Source organism: Streptomyces sp. NPDC055632, from assembly GCF_053618675.1.
The window spans coordinates 240,778-256,705 of sequence record NZ_JBSHHY010000007.1 but is presented as its reverse complement, the minus strand read 5'-3'; the positions used below and the strand labels follow the sequence as shown (position 1 = coordinate 256,705).

The 15,928-nt window shown below is 74.4% G+C and carries 18 protein-coding genes; 11 read left to right on the top strand and 7 right to left on the bottom strand.

All coding sequences use genetic code 11. From position 1 onward, the window contains the following. Positions 1-30: 30 nt before the first annotated feature. The 4 genes from ACWGSR_RS13310 (at position 31) to ACWGSR_RS13295 (ending at position 4,023) form a co-directional block, all read left to right on the top strand. The gene (locus ACWGSR_RS13310; RefSeq protein ID WP_453566152.1) at positions 31-1,323 is read left to right on the top strand and encodes a sensor histidine kinase; all 1,293 of its coding nucleotides are present in this window, start codon (positions 31-33) and stop codon (positions 1,321-1,323) included. A 95-nt stretch (positions 1,324-1,418) separates the two neighbouring features. Then, the gene (locus ACWGSR_RS13305; RefSeq protein WP_435189879.1) at positions 1,419-2,051 is read left to right on the top strand and encodes a response regulator; all 633 of its coding nucleotides are present in this window, start codon (positions 1,419-1,421) and stop codon (positions 2,049-2,051) included. A gap of 220 nt (positions 2,052-2,271) precedes the next feature. Beyond that, positions 2,272-3,114, top strand: coding sequence for an alpha/beta fold hydrolase (locus tag ACWGSR_RS13300; RefSeq protein ID WP_453566149.1), 843 nt, complete (start codon positions 2,272-2,274; stop codon positions 3,112-3,114). Positions 3,115-3,123: 9 nt separating this feature from the next. Further along, on the top strand, positions 3,124-4,023 hold the full coding sequence (locus tag ACWGSR_RS13295) for a helix-turn-helix domain-containing protein (RefSeq protein ID WP_453566147.1): 900 nt from the start codon (positions 3,124-3,126) through the stop codon (positions 4,021-4,023). A 15-nt stretch (positions 4,024-4,038) separates the two neighbouring features. On the opposite strand, the gene ACWGSR_RS13290 is transcribed toward ACWGSR_RS13295, so the two are convergent. Beyond that, positions 4,039-5,478 (bottom strand): MFS transporter, encoded by a 1,440-nt coding sequence (locus tag ACWGSR_RS13290; protein WP_453566144.1) that lies wholly within the window; start codon positions 5,476-5,478, stop codon positions 4,039-4,041. A gap of 214 nt (positions 5,479-5,692) precedes the next feature. Here ACWGSR_RS13290 and ACWGSR_RS13285 point away from each other — a divergent pair, with 214 nt between their 5' ends. Together ACWGSR_RS13285 and ACWGSR_RS13280 are read left to right on the top strand one after the other, a co-directional pair. After that, the gene (locus tag ACWGSR_RS13285) at positions 5,693-6,457 is read left to right on the top strand and encodes a hypothetical protein (RefSeq protein ID WP_453566141.1); all 765 of its coding nucleotides are present in this window, start codon (positions 5,693-5,695) and stop codon (positions 6,455-6,457) included. Positions 6,458-6,514: 57 nt separating this feature from the next. Next, positions 6,515-7,096 (top strand): hypothetical protein, encoded by a 582-nt coding sequence (locus ACWGSR_RS13280; RefSeq protein ID WP_376241642.1) that lies wholly within the window; start codon positions 6,515-6,517, stop codon positions 7,094-7,096. Positions 7,097-7,130: 34 nt separating this feature from the next. Here the strand turns inward: ACWGSR_RS13280 and ACWGSR_RS13275 are convergent, their stop codons facing one another. After that, entirely contained in the window at positions 7,131-8,180 is a 1,050-nt protein-coding gene (locus tag ACWGSR_RS13275) for a GlxA family transcriptional regulator (RefSeq protein WP_453566138.1), read from the bottom strand. Between the two features lie 52 nt (positions 8,181-8,232). Here ACWGSR_RS13275 and ACWGSR_RS13270 point away from each other — a divergent pair, with 52 nt between their 5' ends. Continuing rightward, on the top strand, positions 8,233-8,628 hold the full coding sequence (locus tag ACWGSR_RS13270) for a cupin domain-containing protein (protein WP_376241646.1): 396 nt from the start codon (positions 8,233-8,235) through the stop codon (positions 8,626-8,628). A 17-nt stretch (positions 8,629-8,645) separates the two neighbouring features. Here ACWGSR_RS13270 and ACWGSR_RS13265 read toward each other — a convergent pair whose 3' ends face one another. Genes ACWGSR_RS13265 through ACWGSR_RS13255 form a run of 3 tightly spaced genes read right to left on the bottom strand, consistent with a single transcriptional unit; the run spans position 8,646 to position 9,941 of the window. Beyond that, the gene (locus tag ACWGSR_RS13265) at positions 8,646-8,828 is read right to left on the bottom strand and encodes a hypothetical protein (protein ID WP_453566135.1); all 183 of its coding nucleotides are present in this window, start codon (positions 8,826-8,828) and stop codon (positions 8,646-8,648) included. Between the two features lie 20 nt (positions 8,829-8,848). After that, on the bottom strand, positions 8,849-9,130 hold the full coding sequence (locus ACWGSR_RS13260; protein ID WP_453566132.1) for a DUF397 domain-containing protein: 282 nt from the start codon (positions 9,128-9,130) through the stop codon (positions 8,849-8,851). After that, positions 9,090-9,941, bottom strand: a complete 852-nt coding sequence (locus tag ACWGSR_RS13255; protein ID WP_453566129.1) for a helix-turn-helix domain-containing protein — start codon at positions 9,939-9,941, stop codon at positions 9,090-9,092. The genes ACWGSR_RS13260 and ACWGSR_RS13255 overlap by 41 nt, the downstream gene beginning before the upstream one ends. 85 nt (positions 9,942-10,026) lie before the next feature. On the opposite strand from ACWGSR_RS13255, the gene ACWGSR_RS13250 reads away from it, so the two are divergent. Further along, the gene (locus ACWGSR_RS13250) at positions 10,027-10,434 is read left to right on the top strand and encodes an ATP-binding protein (protein WP_453566127.1); all 408 of its coding nucleotides are present in this window, start codon (positions 10,027-10,029) and stop codon (positions 10,432-10,434) included. Positions 10,435-10,480: 46 nt separating this feature from the next. Further along, entirely contained in the window at positions 10,481-11,110 is a 630-nt protein-coding gene (locus ACWGSR_RS13245; protein ID WP_453566124.1) for a class I SAM-dependent methyltransferase, read from the top strand. A 63-nt stretch (positions 11,111-11,173) separates the two neighbouring features. On the opposite strand, the gene ACWGSR_RS13240 is transcribed toward ACWGSR_RS13245, so the two are convergent. Beyond that, positions 11,174-13,012, bottom strand: coding sequence for a hypothetical protein (locus ACWGSR_RS13240; protein WP_453566122.1), 1,839 nt, complete (start codon positions 13,010-13,012; stop codon positions 11,174-11,176). A gap of 327 nt (positions 13,013-13,339) precedes the next feature. On the opposite strand from ACWGSR_RS13240, the gene ACWGSR_RS13235 reads away from it, so the two are divergent. Together ACWGSR_RS13235 and ACWGSR_RS13230 are read left to right on the top strand one after the other, a co-directional pair. After that, entirely contained in the window at positions 13,340-14,221 is an 882-nt protein-coding gene (locus ACWGSR_RS13235; RefSeq protein WP_453566120.1) for an N-acetylmuramoyl-L-alanine amidase, read from the top strand. Between the two features lie 113 nt (positions 14,222-14,334). Further along, positions 14,335-15,198, top strand: coding sequence for a DUF5336 domain-containing protein (locus tag ACWGSR_RS13230; RefSeq protein WP_376241660.1), 864 nt, complete (start codon positions 14,335-14,337; stop codon positions 15,196-15,198). Between the two features lie 73 nt (positions 15,199-15,271). Here ACWGSR_RS13230 and ACWGSR_RS13225 read toward each other — a convergent pair whose 3' ends face one another. Continuing rightward, on the bottom strand, positions 15,272-15,832 hold the full coding sequence (locus tag ACWGSR_RS13225; protein ID WP_376241662.1) for a hypothetical protein: 561 nt from the start codon (positions 15,830-15,832) through the stop codon (positions 15,272-15,274). Positions 15,833-15,928: the final 96 nt, after the last annotated feature.

Here is a 15,928-nt window from a genome sequence, read left to right as displayed (position 1 = left end):
GCGGAAGCACGAGAGGACACGGGGGCGGTCATGGAGATCTGGCGGCGGCGAAGGAAGCGGCTGCGCGAGCGGGGTCCGAGCGGGCTCAGCCTGCTCCCGTGGCTCCTCATGGGCCTGGGCGCGCTCTCGCACCTCATCGGCGGCGAGGCGCCGAACCCGTGGATCGGCTGCCTGGGCCTGCTCGCCGTCACCATCCTGTACATCGCGATCGTCCTGCGCGCCTTCGACCCGCGCGTCCGGGAGGCGCCGCTGACCTGGTGGCTGCTCGGCGCGCTCGTGGCGCTCACCTTCGGGCTCGCGATCGGCTACGGCCGGGAGTGGCTGCTGCTCTTCCCGCTCCTGGGCCTGGCGGTCGGGGCGGTGGTGCGGCGCGGGAGGCTGCTGCCCCGGATCGCCTTCCCGCTGGTCGCCGGGGTGGTGGTGGTGACGTTCTGGCGGGACGGCTGGGATTCGTTCGGGGTCGTGTACGGGACGTTCGTCTCGGTGATGGTGACGGCGGCGATCCTCGCCCTGAACGAGACGGTCCGGCAGCTGCGTACGACCCGGGAGGAGCTGGCGCGGACGGCGGTGGAGAAGGAGCGGCTGCGGTTCTCGCGCGACCTCCACGACCTCCTGGGCCACACGCTCTCGGTGGTCGTGGTGAAGTCGGAGGCCGCCCGGCGGCTCGCCCCGCACGACCTGGACGCGGCGCTCGCGCAGGTCGCGGACATCGAGTCGGTGGGCCGCCAGGCGCTGACGGAGATCCGGGAGGCGGTGACCGGCTACCGGGAGGGCAGTCTGGCGGCCGAGCTGGACCGGGCGCGCGACGCGCTCTCCTCGGCGGGCATCGAGCCGGTCGTGCGCCGCTCGGGCCCGCTCCTGGAACCGGCGGCGGAGGCGCTGTTCGGCTGGGTGGTGCGGGAGTCCGTGACGAACGCGGTGCGGCACAGCGGGGCGTCCCGCTGCGTCGTCGAGATCTCCGGCTCGGCCGACCGGGCCCGCCTGACGGTCACCGACGACGGGCGGAACGGCGGGCCCGGGCCGGGGACCGCCGGGCCGGGACCGGACGGCCCCGCCACCGGCCCCGGCAGCGGTCTGCGCGGCCTGCGCGAGCGGCTCGCGGCGGCGGGCGGCACCCTGGAGTCGGGACCGGTGCCGGGCGGCGGGTTCAGGGTCGTCGCGGAACTCCCCGTGGAAACCGCCGAGTCGGAGTCGGAGTCGGGGGCGGAGCCGAAACCGGGGCCGATGTCGGGGTCGAAGCCGGGGCCGAGGTCGGGGTCGGGGTCGGGGTCGGGGTCGGAGTCGTGGTCCGGCCCCGGGGAGGCGCGGGCCGACCGCTGCTGACGGGCCGACGGGCGCCGACGGCGACCGGGGCGGCCCCGGGGCGCGCCCGCCACGACCCGGCCTCCGCGCGTCCTACCCTGGTCCCCGTGACCGAGATGCCGCAGGACCACCGCCCGGGAAAGTCCGTGAGAGTCCTGCTCGCCGAGGACCAGGGGATGATGCGCGGGGCGCTGGCCCTGCTGCTCGGCATGGAGCCGGACATCGAGGTGGTCGCGCAGGTCGGGCGGGGCGACGGGATCGTGGACGCGGCGCTGGTGGCGCGGCCGGACGTGGCGCTGCTCGACATCGAGCTGCCGGGGCGTTCGGGCCTCGACGCGGCGGCGGACCTGCGGGACGAGGTGCCGGACTGCCGGGTCCTCATCCTGACGACGTTCGGCCGGCCGGGCTATCTGCGGCGGGCGATGGAGGCGGGGGCGGCCGGGTTCCTGGTGAAGGACGGGCCGGTGGAGGAGCTGGCCGAGGCGGTCCGCAAGGTCCTGCGGGGCGAGACGGTGGTCGATCCGGCCCTCGCGGCGGCGGCCCTCGGCGCGGGCCCGAACCCCCTGACGGCCCGCGAACGGGACGCGCTGGCGGCCTCGGTGGACGGCGCGACGATCGCGGACATCGCGGCCGCCCTCCACCTCTCGGAGTCCACGGTCCGCAACTACCTCTCCTCCGCGATCGGCAAGACGGGCACCCGCAACCGCATGGAGGCGGTGAGGGCCGCCCGGCAGCAGGGCTGGCTCTGAGCAGCGCGGCGCGACGCCCGCCACGCCGGAGGCCGTACGGCGGACGGCGGCTCCGCGAGGACGTACATACGAGACCGCCGGGCAGCGGCGCCACGAGGACGTACGTACGAGACCGGCGGACGGCGGCTCCCCAGGGGCCTGCGTACAGGACCGGCGGACGGCGGCTCCGCGCGGACATACGTACAAGACCGGCGGGCGGCGGTCCGCGCATCCTCCCTCCATGAGCGAACTCACGGGTGAACACGACACCGGGCGCGCCCACGGACTGCACGTGGTCCACGACGGCCCGAGGCAGGCGCCCCCACTGCTGCTGATCCACGGATCGGGGGCCTCGGGCGCCATGTGGGGCCCCCTGGTCCCCGCGCTCGCCCGCCGCCACCACGTCGTCCGGGTCGACCTCCCGGGCTGCGGCCAGTCCCCGCCCGCACCGTCGTACGACGTGCCCGCGCAGGCGGACCGGGTGGCGGCGGTCCTTGACGGCCTCGGCCTGCGCGCCGTCGCCGTGGCAGGGCACTCCAGCGGCGGTTACGTCGCCACCGCGCTCGCCGAACGGCGCCCCGATCTGGTGGGGTCGCTCGCACTGGTCGGCTCGGGCCCGGCCCCCGACGCGCTGCTCCCGCAGCCGCTCCTCCTCCGGGTCCTGCTGGCCCCTCCCCTCGGCCCGCTCCTGTGGGCGAAACGTTCGGACGCGATGATCCGCAGGGGGATCGGCGCGACGGCCGCCCGCCCGGTGGAGATCCCGGACGCCATGGTCGCCGACCTGCGGCACAGCACGTACCGCACGACCAGGGCGGTGCTGCGGTGCAGCACCGCCTACATCGCCGAACGGAGCGTGCCCGAGCGCCTCGCCGCCCTCGGAGTGCCCCTGCTGGTGGTCTTCGGCGGTGCCGACCCCCGCTGGGAGCCGTCGTCGGCGCACCGGTACGAGGCGGTGCCGGGCGCGCGGGTCGAGACGCTGCCCGGCGTCGGGCACCTGGCCATGCTCGAAGAGCCGGGCGGAACCGCCGAACTGCTGCTGGGCTTCACGGCGCCGGGCGCGGACACCCCGCCCGTACGCCCCTAGGGTGGTCCCATGCGGCCGACGGAAGCACCGCTCGACTGGACACGCGTGGACGTCGTGGTCCCGCGCGCCCCGCTCCGGACGCCGGGGGTCGGCATGGCCGGCTTCCGCCAGGGCGTCTCCGCGCCCGTGGACATCGCGATGGTCGCGCACCCCGCCGTCACCCTGCTCGTCGACCTGAGCGGGGAGGGGGAACTCGTCCGCCGCGCGCGGGACCGGCACGGGCGCGGCAGTGTCGTCGTCGGGCTCCTCCCCGGTGACCTCCGGATGGGCGGCCGGGCCGGCGAGTGCCTCCAGATCCGGCTGGAGCCGGTGGTGGCGGCTTCGGTGTTGGGGGTGCCGGCCGGATCGTGCGGGGCGGTGGTGTCCCTCGCCGACGTCTGGGGCCGTGACGCCGAGCGGTTCGAGGAGGGGCTGCGCGCCGCCGGGTCGTGGGACGAACGGTTCGCGCTCGCGGCGGACGTCCTCGGCCGGAGGCTCGGCACCGGCCCCCGGGTCGATCCGGAGGTCGCCCATGCCTGGCGGCGGACGTTCGGCCGCCGGGGACGGGTGAGGGTCGACGGCCTCGCGGACGAGGTCGGCTGGAGCCGCAAGCGCCTGTCGGCCCGCTTCCGCTCCCAGCTCGGGGTCACGCCCAAGCGGGCCGCCCGGCTGGTGCGGTTCGACCGCGCCGCCCGTCTCCTCGCGGCGGGGCACGCCTCCGCCGACGTCGCCGCCGGAAGCGGTTACGCCGATCAGTCCCACCTCCACCGCGAGGTCCGGGAGTTCACCGGCCTCACGCCCTCGGCGGTGGCCGCCGCGCCGTGGCTCGCGATCGACGACGTCGCCTGGCCCACGTCGTCGCCCGGTCGCCGCCCGGTGCGATCGGCGAGGCCCCCGGGCCCTGATCCGCCGGACGGGCCCCGGGCCTGATCCGCCGGACGGCCCCTAGCGCTTGGACCCCTCCTTCGGCAGCCACAGCAGCATCAGGAGGGTCGCGCCGAGGAGGACCGACGCCGAGACGCGGAAGGCCGTCGCGTAGCCCGAGGTCAGGGCGGCCGGGTCCGGGGTGCCGTGGACCGGGCCGGTGACGGCGGCGGCGACGGTGGAGAGGGTCGCGAGGCCGAGGGCGCCGCCCATGGTGCGGGAGGTGTTGACGAGGCCGGAGACGAGGCCCGCGTCGCCGGGGGCGGCGCTGGAGGTGGCGAGGGTGGCCAGCGGGGTGGTGGCCAGGCCGATGCCGCCCATCATGAGGATGCCGGGGCCCAGGATCGTCGTCAGGAAGGTGCCGTCGACCTGCATCGTGGACTGCCAGGCGAAGCCGGAGGCGGCGACCAGCGCGCCGATGACGGCGACGGTGCGGGCGCCGAGGGCCGGCATCAGGCGGGGCGCGAGCTTGGAGCCAAGGACGACGCTCAGGGAGCTGGGCACGAGCGCGAGACCGGCCTGGAGCGGGGTGTAGCCGAGGACGTTCTGCGCGTACACCGTCATGAAGAACCACATGCCGAAGGAGCTCGAACCGAACAGCAGGATCGCGGTGTTGGCCGCCGACACCGTTCGGGTGCGGAAGATCTTCAGCGGCATCAGGGGGGCCGTCGTGCGGGCCTCGACCGCGACGAAGGCGGCGAGCAGGACGAGCGCGCCGAGGAGCGTCAGGAGGGTCTTCGGGTCGCCCCAGCCCGCCTCCTCGGTCTGGACGATGCCGTACGCGAGGGTGGCGAGCCCGCCGGTGACCAGGATCGCGCCCGGCAGGTCGAGGCGGCGGCCGGTGCCGGGGCGGCTCTCGCGGAGCCAGAGGAGCGCGCCGGTGAGGACGAGCGCGCCGACGGGGACGTTGACGAGGAGCACCCAGCGCCAGGACAGCAGGTCGACGAGGAGGCCGCCGACGAAGCCGCCCGCCGCGCCGCCGGCCGCGCCGACCGCCGTCCAGGTGCCGATGGCCCTGCTCCTGGCGGGCCCGGGGGCGACCGCGCCGGTGACCAGGGTCAGGGTGGCGGGCGACAGGACGGCGGCGCCGAGCCCCTGCACGGCGCGCCCGGCCACGAGCTGCCAGCCCTCCTGCGCGAGGCCGCCCGCGACGGACCCGGCGGTGAACACCACGAGCCCGAGCAGGAACATCGCCTTGCGCCCGTAGAGGTCGGCGGCCCGCCCGCCGAGCAGCATGAACCCGGCGAAGGCGATCGAGTACGCGTTGAGGACCCACTGCAGGCCGAGCGCCGAGAGCCCGAGGTCGGCCCGCAGCGACGGCAGCGCCACGTTCACGACGGAGACGTCGAGCACCACGAGGAACTGCCCCGCGCACGCGACCAGGACGACCGCCCAGGCGCGGGGCGCGGGTGCGGGAGGGACGACGGGGGACGCACTGGTGACGGAGTCGGTCTGCGGCATGACGGTCATGGTCGCAGACGCCTTCAGCCCCGTACATACGTCTATGGTCATACGCCTCGGGCCCCACCCCCCGGCCCACGAGGCCTACGCCCGGGCCGCGCCCCCGCACCCTCCGCCCGCGCTCTCCGCGAGCGACGGTGTCCGGGGCCGGTAAGGTGGGAATCTTCGGCCGGCGGAAGTCGTCCGGAGTACCGGCAAGGCGGTTCCGGCACCGATGGACGTCGACGGCACTCCCGCACGAATCCGCCTCGACCGCGCCCTGGACGGCCTGGCCGTCACCTTCCGCGGCATGACCGCCCGGAGCGACGAGGTCCAGTGCGACTGCCACTGGGGCGGTGCGGAGGAACTCGCGCTCCTGAAGGTCCCGGACGTCGTGCTCGACCCCGACCTCCTGCGCCGCACGTGGACGGCTCCCGACTGGCGGGACCACGGCGCGGTGCTGCGCCGCGTACTGCCCCAGTTCGCCGGGGCGCTCGTCACCGGCCGGGAGCGGTCCGGGTTCCGCATGTACGAGGCGGGACGGGCGTTCGCCCGGGGCGAGTGGTCGCGGTGGCCCGAGCGACAGGCCGGGGCGGTACGGGAGTTCCTGCACGCCTGGTGGGCCGGCACCCTCACCGACCCGGCCCCCGCCGTCCCCGCCCACGAGCTCCTCGAACTGTGCGCGGAGGCGTCCGGCACGCTCGGTCCGTGGCTCGCGGCCTGGGAGGCGCTCGACGAGGACGTGGCCGACCGGCACCTGGCCGAGGCCGCCGAGCACTGGGAGTACGACCTGCTGGGCGACGAACTCCCCTGGCGCACCCGGGAGGAGGAGAACGAGGAGCTCTTCCGGACCGGGCTCGCCGCCTGGCTCGTCCGCCACGCCCCCGTCAGGCTCGGCCCCTCGGGCGTCCACGAGGACCTGCTCCACCGCGTCAGGCTCATGGGCCTGACCGGCCCCGCCCGCTGGGAGGACCCTCACTGGCCCGGCCACCGCGCCTGAGCCGGTCCCCCTTGTGACAGCATCGTCGCGGGGACCGGGCCGTACACGGGAGGGAACATGGGCGCGAACTGGTCGGCACTGTTGATCGCGGTGGTCGGCGTGGCGGGAACGCTGGGAGCCGCGCTCCTGACGCAGGTCCGCGCGGACCGCACCAAACGCATGGAGCTCCAGGCCGCCGCCGACCAGCGGCGCGAGGAACGCGACCACGCCGAGGAGCTGCTCCGGGCGGAGCGGGCCCTGCAAGGGCAGCGCGAGAGCCTGGAGCGCCGACGTGCCTGCTACATCACGCTGAACACCGCCGCGCGCCAGTACCTGACGGAGATGACCAACCATCTCCACGCACTGGCACGCGGTGAGGACGTCACCGCGTCCCTGGAGAACCTGGAGGCGGCCAGGGTGGCCTACCGGGAGAGCTACGCGGAGTCCCAGATGATCGTCCCCGACGTGGTGTCGCGCTCCTCCAGCGCGGCCAAGACGCGTCTGAACGCGGCCTACGGAAGGCTCAGGAAGTACGCGGCGGACCCCACCACCCACGCGGCCGAACTGCGGACGATGGAGGACGAACTCCACCAGGACGTCTGGCCCTACGTGGGGGCGATGAAGAAGGCGATGCGCGCCGACCTGGGCGTCGAGGACTGAGCGGACCGCCCGTTGCCAGTGCCGCCCGTCACGATCAGAAGAGGGCGGAGGTGCTGCGCGGTGCCTTCCGCGAGGTGGCCGGCACCGGCGGGACGGGCCCGTAGCGGTGGCGGTACTCCGTCGGCGTGAGGCCCGTCTCGCGGCGCATCAGGGTCCGCAGGTGCGCCGCCGTGCCCAGGCCGCTCCCCCGCGCGACCGCGTCGGTCCGCACCTCGCCCCGTTCGATCAACCGGCAGGCCAGGGCGACCCGTTCGCCCGTCAGCCACGCCAGCGGAGTCGTGCCCAGTTCCGCCCGGAAGCGGCGGTGCAGGGTCGCCGGGCTGACGGCGGCCCGGTCCGCCAGGTCCGCGACGGTCAGCGGCCGATCGAGCCGCTCCTGCGCCCACGCGAGGACCGGCGCGAGCGACGCGTCGGGGACGTCCGGTACGGGGCGCTCGACGAACTGCTTCTGTCCGCCGTCCCGGTGGGCCGCGAAGACCAGGCGCCGGCTGACCGCGTTCGCGGTCTCCGCCCCGTGGTCGCGCCGGACGACGTGCAACCCGAGGTCGAGCGCCGCCGAGCTCCCCGCCGCCGTCAGGATGTCGCCGTCGTCCACGAACAGCACGTCCTCCTCGAACCGTACCGCCGGGAACCGCCGCCGGAAGGAGTCCGCCCACTGCCAGTGCGCGGTGGCCCGCCGCCCGTCGAGCACCCCCGCCTCCGCGAGCGTGAAGGCCCCGCTGCAGAAGCCGACCAGCCGGGCCCCGCGCGCGTGCGCCCGCCGGACCGCGTCGAGCACGTCCGGGCGGCGCGGCACCTCCACGTCGGGCCGGTTCGGCACGATCACCGTGTCCGCCCCGTCCGCCGCCTCTAGCCCGGCGACGCCGGTGAGGGTGAAGAAGCCGTCCCGCATGAGGGTGTCCGGATCCGGCGAGCAGAGCCGGAAGTCGTACAGCAGCTCCCGCCCCTCCCCCAGCTCCGGCCTGCGCAGGCCGAAGACCTCCGTGGCACAGCCGAGCTCGAAGGGGTTGGAGTGCGCGTCGACGATCACGACGACCCGGTGGAGCGGCGTGGCCGGACGCGGCTGCGAGGATCCTTGCGGCATGTGCGATTCCTAGCACTCGCGCCGGGGCCGCGCCACGGCCGAGGATCGGTCCATGACCGACGAACCCCTCTCCCTCGCCACCGCCCTCGCCTCCTTCGACGCCCTCTGGAGCCCCCGCGTCGCCACCCGCGTCAACGACTACGACGTCCGCGTGGCGAAGGTCCGGGGCGAGCACGTCTGGCACGCGCACGACGACACCGACGAGTTCTTCCTCGTCCTCGACGGCGAGCTGCGCATCGCCCTGCGCGAGCCCGCCGGCGAACGCACGGTCCACCTCCCCCGCGGCTCCGTCTTCACCGTCCCGCGCGGCACCGAGCACCGCCCGTCCTCCCCCGACGGAGCCTCGATCCTCATGTTCGAGCCCACGGGCACGTCCACCGTCGGCGACCGCCACGACGAGGTCCCGTCCCACGTCGACGCGACGACCGGCCACGCGCTGGACCTCTGAGGCCGGGCTCCCCGTCCTCAGCGGGACGTACGCCGACGGCGCCTGACCGCGAGCGCGCCGATCCAGGCGGCCTTCCCGGCGGCGGTACGAGGGGGGCGGGGCGACCAGGGCCAGGGCGGTTCGTCGCCCCTGCGGGCCCGGACGAGGCCGACGTACGTGATCCCCGCCCAGGCCGGCAGCGCCAGGGCGAGGATCACCATTCCCATGAGGGTCGCCGCGGTCAGCGGCCGAGACGCCCCTCGGCGGCGGCGCTCACGAAGGCCGTGAAGGCGGCCGGGGCGGCGAGGAAGGCGGGGCCTTCGGGGTTCTTGGAGTCGCGCACGGCGACGTGGGCGGCGAGGTCGGCGACCTCGACGCACTGACCGCCGGTGTCGCCGCTGTACGACGACTTGCGCCAGGCGGCGGTGCCGAGCGGGGCGCACTCGATGCACTGGCCGCCGGTGTCCGAGCTGTACGAAGACTTACGCCAACGCGCGCCCGTCAGGTTCTGGTTGGTCCCCATACTGCTCCTCCATGATGCGGGCGATCAGTTGAGCCGATTCCTCTACGGAGAGGGCAGCCGCTCGCAAGTGATCGTAACGGAGGAACCCCTCCCTGACGGCGGACGGATTGGCGGTCATGTGCCCCTGGATGAAGTCCTCGGTGTAGACGATGTCCGGGTCGTCGTCGAAGCGCAGCAGGTTGAACGATCCCATCAGCCCCGCATGCGCACCGGCCTCGAACGGAAGGATCTGGATCTTCACCCACTCCTGTTCCTGCATACGCAAGAGGTGGGCGAGTTGGGTTCGCATGACCTCGCGTCCGCCGACCTCCTGACGGAGGACCGCCTCGGTCATCACCACCCAACACAACGGTGGTGTGTCGCGTTCCAGCACTCGCTGTCGCTCGATACGAGCGGCGACCTTGGCGTCAAGGTCCTCCCCCTCCGAACGAGTTCGCAGAACTTCCCGCGCGTACTCCGGCGTCTGGAGCAGACCGTCCACCACTCCCGCCTGGAAGGAGTAGATGTACGTCGCCCGCGCCTCCATGTCCGCATACGGCTGGAACCACGTGGGCAACTGGCTCTTCAGCACAAGCCCCACCAGCCGCGAGAACGTCCCGCCCGTCATCAACGCCGCGTCGAGTTGTTCCGAGAAGCGCCGCGTGGGGACCTTCTTCGCCGTCTCTATCTGGCCGATCAGCGAGCCCGTGCAGTAGACGACGTCACCGAGTTGCGACTGGTTCAGACCGGCCGCCTCCCTCAGACGGCGTAATTCCGCTCCGTAGTAGTCCAGCGGCGAGGCGCTGGGATCGAGGTTGCGGATGTTGACCACGGCGAGGTCACCCCCCAGATCGACGCGACGAGGCGTTGTGTTCGGGCCGTAGCCGAGCGTAACGAAAAGCGTTCACCCTGGGGGCATGAATCAGGCAACAGACCTCTACCCTGCGGAACTTGCGACGAGTTACCGGATGGGGTTCACCGTCGGTGAGCACTCCGCCGGTCACATGCGCCGCATCCTGCACATGTTCCTCACGCGGTGGGAACTCGTCCGATTGTCCGACTCCGCGACCCTCGCGCTCACCGAGCTGGTCGCGAACGTCGTCCGGCACGTGCCGGGCCGCCGGTGTTCCGTGCTGATCCTGCGGGAGCCGTACGGGCTGCGGGTGGAGGTGGCGGACGGGGTGCCCGGGACCGTGGTCGCGAAGGCGGGCGGGGAGCTGGACGAGGGCGGGCGGGGGCTCGTCCTGGTGGAGGCCGTGACGGACCGGTGGGGGGTCGAGGAGCGGGCCGACGGGAAGACGGTGTGGTTCGAGTGCGACGCGTAGGGCACGATGGGCGGCCGTACCGCCGTACTCGCCAGTAGGAGCCACCATGTCCGAGCCCAGCCCCGAGATCCTTGCCGCCTTCGAGGCCGCGAAGGGCTTCATGCCCGTCGGGGAGGGGCTCGCGCTGTACGGGGCGGCCGCCGAGGCCGCGAAGCTGGGGCTGCCGCTCCTGGAGGTCGGGACGTACTGCGGGCGGTCCACGGTCCTGCTCGCGGACGCGGCCCGGCAGGCGGGGACGGTCGCGGTCACCGTGGACCACCACCGGGGCAGCGAGGAGCAGCAGCCCGGCTGGGAGTACCACGACCCGACCGTGGTCGACCCCGAGGTGGGGCTCATGGACACGCTGCCGACCTTCCGGCGGACCCTGCGCAAGGCGGGCCTGGAGGAGCACGTGATCGCGGTCGTCGGGCGCTCGCCGCAGGTGGCGAGGGTGTGGGCCGGGCAGCTCGGGTTCGTGTTCATCGACGGCGGGCACACCGACGAGCACGCCGTGAACGACTACGAGGGCTGGGCCCCCAAGGTCGCTCCCGGCGGTCTGCTCGTCATCCACGACGTCTTCCCGGATCCGGAGGACGGCGGCCAGGCCCCGTACCGGATCTACCTCCGCGCCCTGGAGTCGGGCGACTTCGAGGAGGTCTCGGTGACCGACTCGCTGCGGGTGCTGCGCCGCCGCTGAGACGGGAACGGGCGACGGCCGCCCCTCACGGAAGAAGGCGGCCGCCGGACGGGACTCCGTGCCTCAGAAACCCGACGTCACGTACAGGCAGTTCGTGTAGCTGTAGTTCGGTTCGATCTTCGTCTTGCTGGTCTTCGTGTCCCCGGTCGTCGTCGTGCTCGTGCCGGCCCGCTTCTGGAGGAAGTGGTAGGTGCCGGCGGGCAGCAGCAGCGTCGCCTTCGGGTACTTCGAGGACGGGCCGGTGCACGCCTTGACCTTCTTCGGGTCGAGGAAGATCGAGCTGGGGTACTTGGTGCAGGTCGCGCACGCGTTCAGCGTGATCTTGCCGGTCGTCGGGCCCGTGTAGAGCAGCTCGACCGAGCCGGGGCCGTCGTTGCTCACCACCATGACCATCCGGGCGCCGCCGGGGGCCGTCGCCGGGGGCAGGCTCTTGCCCGCCTCGGGCTCCTCGTCCGCTATCTCGGCCGCGATGGCGATCGAGCGCGCGTGCGCGGCCTTCGGGCTGTTCGGGTGGTCCTTGGCGAACTGGGTCATCGTCGTGGCCGCGTCGTCGAACTCCTTGCTCCGGAACTGCGAGGTCCCGCAGGCGAAGTCGCCCTTCTCGACGGCCTCCCCGACCTCCCGCGCGGCGCCTTCGAAGGCGGCGTCCGGCAGGGCGTCCACGGAGCCGCGGAGCGTGCGCAGTTCGACGACGGTCCCGCAGGGCGCGCCGCCGCCGTCGACGGCCGCCGACCGCGTCTTGATCGCCTCGCGGACGGCGGGCTCGACGCGGCTCGCCTGGGCCGACTTCGGGAAGGTGTCGAGGAGTTCGTTCAGGCTCACCTCGGCGGCCGGCTCGGCGGACTGCACGCCGAGCGCGGCCGTCCCGCACCCGTAGAGCGACTCGGCCAGCGGCTCTTCCGCCTTGGCCGGCCGGGTGCCGAGGAGGTCCTTGTCGACCGTCCCGGCCAGGCCCCGCAGGTGCTTGAGCGGCGCGACCGCCCGGCAGTGGTCCTTCTTCGCGTACGGCGCGGAGAGCTGCGCGTAGTACGCGTCGAGGCGCGCGGGGACCAGCTTCCCGGCCCGCGAGCCCGCGTGCTTCGTGCCGAGGTCCTGGTAGGTGGCGAGCGCCAGGCGGTAGAGGGGCTCGGCCCGCTCGAAGAGGAGCCCCTCGCCGGACTTCACCCGCTCGTCGGCGACGGTGAGGCGGGCGAGCAGGGCCTCCTCCCTCGCCTCCTCGCGGGCCGCGCCGTACGCGAGGGAGCCCCCGGCGGGCACCGCGAGCAGCACCAGGGCGAGCGGCAGCGCCAGGCGCCGGAGGGCCGCGCCGGTCCGGAGGGTGGCGCGCAGCCCGCGCCGGAAGCCGTCGGCCGCGGCGGCGAGCAGCAGGACGCCGTACCCGACGAGGACGCCGACGGGCACGCCGTCGACGTCGGCGGGCAGCGCGACCACGAGCAGGGCGGCGGTGGCGAGCCAGCAGAGCGCGGCGCCGGCCCAGTGGCGCAGGAGCACGTACCCCAGGCCGAGGCCGGAGAGGTTGAGCAGGGCGATCGCGGCGGCCTGCGCCGGGTTCGCCGGGCCGGGCGGCTGCGCGGGCGGCCCGTCCCCGGGCGGCGGGCCGTACCCGGGAGGCCCGTAACCCGGCGGTCCGTATCCCGGCGGCGGCCCGTAGCCGGGCGCGGTCGCGGGGTCGGACTGCGGGTGGCCGTAGCCGGACGCGGCGGCGCCCGCCCCGACGGGCACCGCGCCGGAGGGCTCACCGGAAGCCCGGTCGGAGCCCTGCCCGGACGCCGTCGGCGGCGGGCCGAAGGCGAGCGTGGGCGTGGCGGGCGGCCGCGCCGGCGGAGGCGGAGGCGGAGCGGCCGGGGTCTCCGGCGTCCGGCCCGCCGGGGGCACCGGGGCCCAGGGCGGCGCCTCCGGCACCGGAGCCGTACGCGGGTCCGGAGCCGACGGGGTCCGCCCGCTCCGGCCCCGGTCCTGGTCCTGGTTCCGACTCCGGTTCGAGTGGTCTAAGGCGTCCCCGCCCGGGATCCTGTCGGCCGGCTCGGGACGTGCGTCGTTCGGTTCTTCCCCCACCACGGTCCCCCTCGTGGGTCCATGCGCGGTGGCACCCCACCGTCGCCTCTCATGACTACCCTTCACCGTCCCCGCACACGCGTCCACCGTTCTCCCCCGGCGGTGACCAACCCGGTACGTACCCGGTACGGGCCCCTGCGGGATTTCGCCCCGCGCAAGGCCTAAAGTCGCGGGGTGCCGAACGACCACCGGAAGACCGCCCGCCGTCCCCTCGCCCTCGTCCTCGCCGCCACGGGCTGCTGCGCCGCGCTCGCCGGGTGCGGGGCCTCCCCGGACCCGGCCGGCCCGCCGTCCGGGAAGGGCCCCGCGCAGTCGGCGACCCGGAGCACCCCGCAGCCGAGCCGGACTCCCTCCGCCCCCGCGCCCCCGGCGCCGGAGAACCGTTCCCTCGCCGGGCGGACCGTCGTCGTCGACCCCGGTCACAACCCCGGCAACTTCCGGCACTCCAAGGAGATCGACCAGAAGGTGGACATCGGGACGAACCGCAAGGAGTGCGACACCACGGGCACGTCGACGAACGACGGGTACACCGAGGCCTCCTTCACCCTCGACGTCTCCCACCGGCTGCGGGACCTGCTCACCGCGCGCGGGGCGAAGGTGGTGTTCACCCACGACGCGGACCGTCCCTGGGGTCCGTGCATCGACGAGCGGGCGCGGATCGGCAACGAGGCGCGCGCCGACGCCGTCGTCTCCGTCCACGCGGACGGTTCGGCCGCCGGGCACCGCGGGTTCCATGTGATCCTCCCCGCACGCGTGCGGGAGGGCGCCGCCGACACCGCGAAGATCGTCGGCCCCTCTCGTGAGCTGGGCGAACGGATCGCGGACCGGTTCGCCCGCGCCACCGGCACCGCGCCCGCCAACTACCTCGGCGGAGGTACGGGGTTGGACGTACGGGACGATCTCGGCGGACTCAATCTCTCAACCGTCCCCAAGGTGTTCGTCGAATGCGGCAATATGCGTGATCCGAAGGACGCGCAGCTCCTCGCGTCGGCGGTGTGGCGGCAGAAAGCGGCGCAGGGGATCGCGGACGGCATCGCCACCTACCTCCGGGGGTAGAACCGGCGGGCGATAGATTCTCCGTACGAGGGGGCCGCCCCCCTGCCATGACTTGAGCGCCACCCGTCGCGACGACGACCGACGCGACGACGACCCGACGAAGGACTTCTCACGTGAATATCCGCTCCCTCACCCGAGGCGATGGCGTGCTGATCGGCGCAGCGGTGGTGCTGTTCATCGCCTCGTTCCTCGGCATCTCGAGCTGCGACGGCCCGGCGTCGATCTGCGACCAGATCGACAGCCCGAACTCGTGGGAGGCGTCGCCGCTCGGCTGGGGCTCCTTCTTCCTGGGCATCGTCGGCGCCGCCCTCGTCGTGGCCTCCCGCGCCCTGCCGCAGCAGCGCAAGGTGGCGGGCCTGGAGCTCGGTCAGGTCGGTGCCGCGTTCACCATCGCCTCCGCGTGGACCCTGCTCATGTGGATCTTCGAGGCGACCAACGCCGGTGCCGGTCTGATCCTCGGCCTGATCGCCTCCCTGGTCCTCGCCGCCGCCGCGGTCGCCGGTCCGCTGGTCCCGGCCCTCAAGGCCCCGCTGGTGGGCGCGCCGCGTCCGCAGACCCCGCAGCCGTACGGCATGCAGCCGGGTCAGCCCGGCCCGCACGGCGTCCCCGGCGGCTACGGCTACCCGGGCGCGCAGCAGCAGCCGTACGGGGGCGCGCACGACGCCTCGCACGGCGCCGGCCACCCGTTCGGCGCGCAGGCGCCCGCCCCGCAGCCCCAGCCGCAGCCGCAGGCCCCGAAGCAGCCCGAGCCGCAGCAGGCCCCGGCGCAGCCGGCCTCGGACTTCGCCCCGTTCTGGTTCGCGGTCCCGGTCGCCCGTCCGCTGTACGCGGAGGACGGCGGACAGGCCCCGATCGCCGAGCTGGCGCCCGGCACCTGGTACCTGGCGGTCGAGCAGCGCGGCCAGGCCCTGGTGGCCCAGACGCAGGACGGGCGCCGCGGCGTCCTCCAGGACACCACCGGCATCCAGCGCGGCTGACCGGTTCGTACCCAGCACACGGCCCCCGTCCGGATCCTCGGTCCGGACGGGGGCCGTCGCCGTTCCCCGACCGTCATCCCCCGAGCTGGGACGTGCTGGGCACCTGGTCCCTCACCTCCGCGCCCGCGCTCCTGCCCGCCTCCTTGACGCTGTTGATCACGCTCTCGAAGGCGCCGACGTCCCCCTCGCCCACCTCGCCCTTGCGGAACTTCGTGCCGAGGTCCTTGAGCGAGTCGATCCCGGCGGTGAGCGGCGCGACCGCCTTGGAGAGCAGCGGGTCGCCCTTGGCGTTCTCCGCCGCCGCCTTGAGCCGGTTGTAGGCGAACGCGCCCGCGAGACCGGCCTTCACCACGGCGAAGGTGCGCCCGTCCGCGCCCTTCTTGAACGTGCCCGCGCGGTACGGCTTCACGATCCACTGGTACGTGGCGCCCGCGGCCAGACCGGCGTTGGCGACGAACCGGGTCTTGGCCAGCTTCTGCCGCTCGGCGCTGCCCGACGGGGCCGGGGACGCCGAGGGGTTCGCGGAGGCGCTCGCGCCCTGCCCGCCGTCGTCACCGCCGCAGGCGGCGGTGGTCAGGAGCAGGGCGCAGCACAGCGGCAGCGCCACGGCTCCGCGCGTAAGGGTTCCGGGCACGACGGGACCTCCCTGGGGGCTGTGGCGCCAGCCTCGCCCCGGGCCCGTACGGGCGCCACCGGGGCGACTCCGTACGGGTACCGGCCCTTCAGGTCT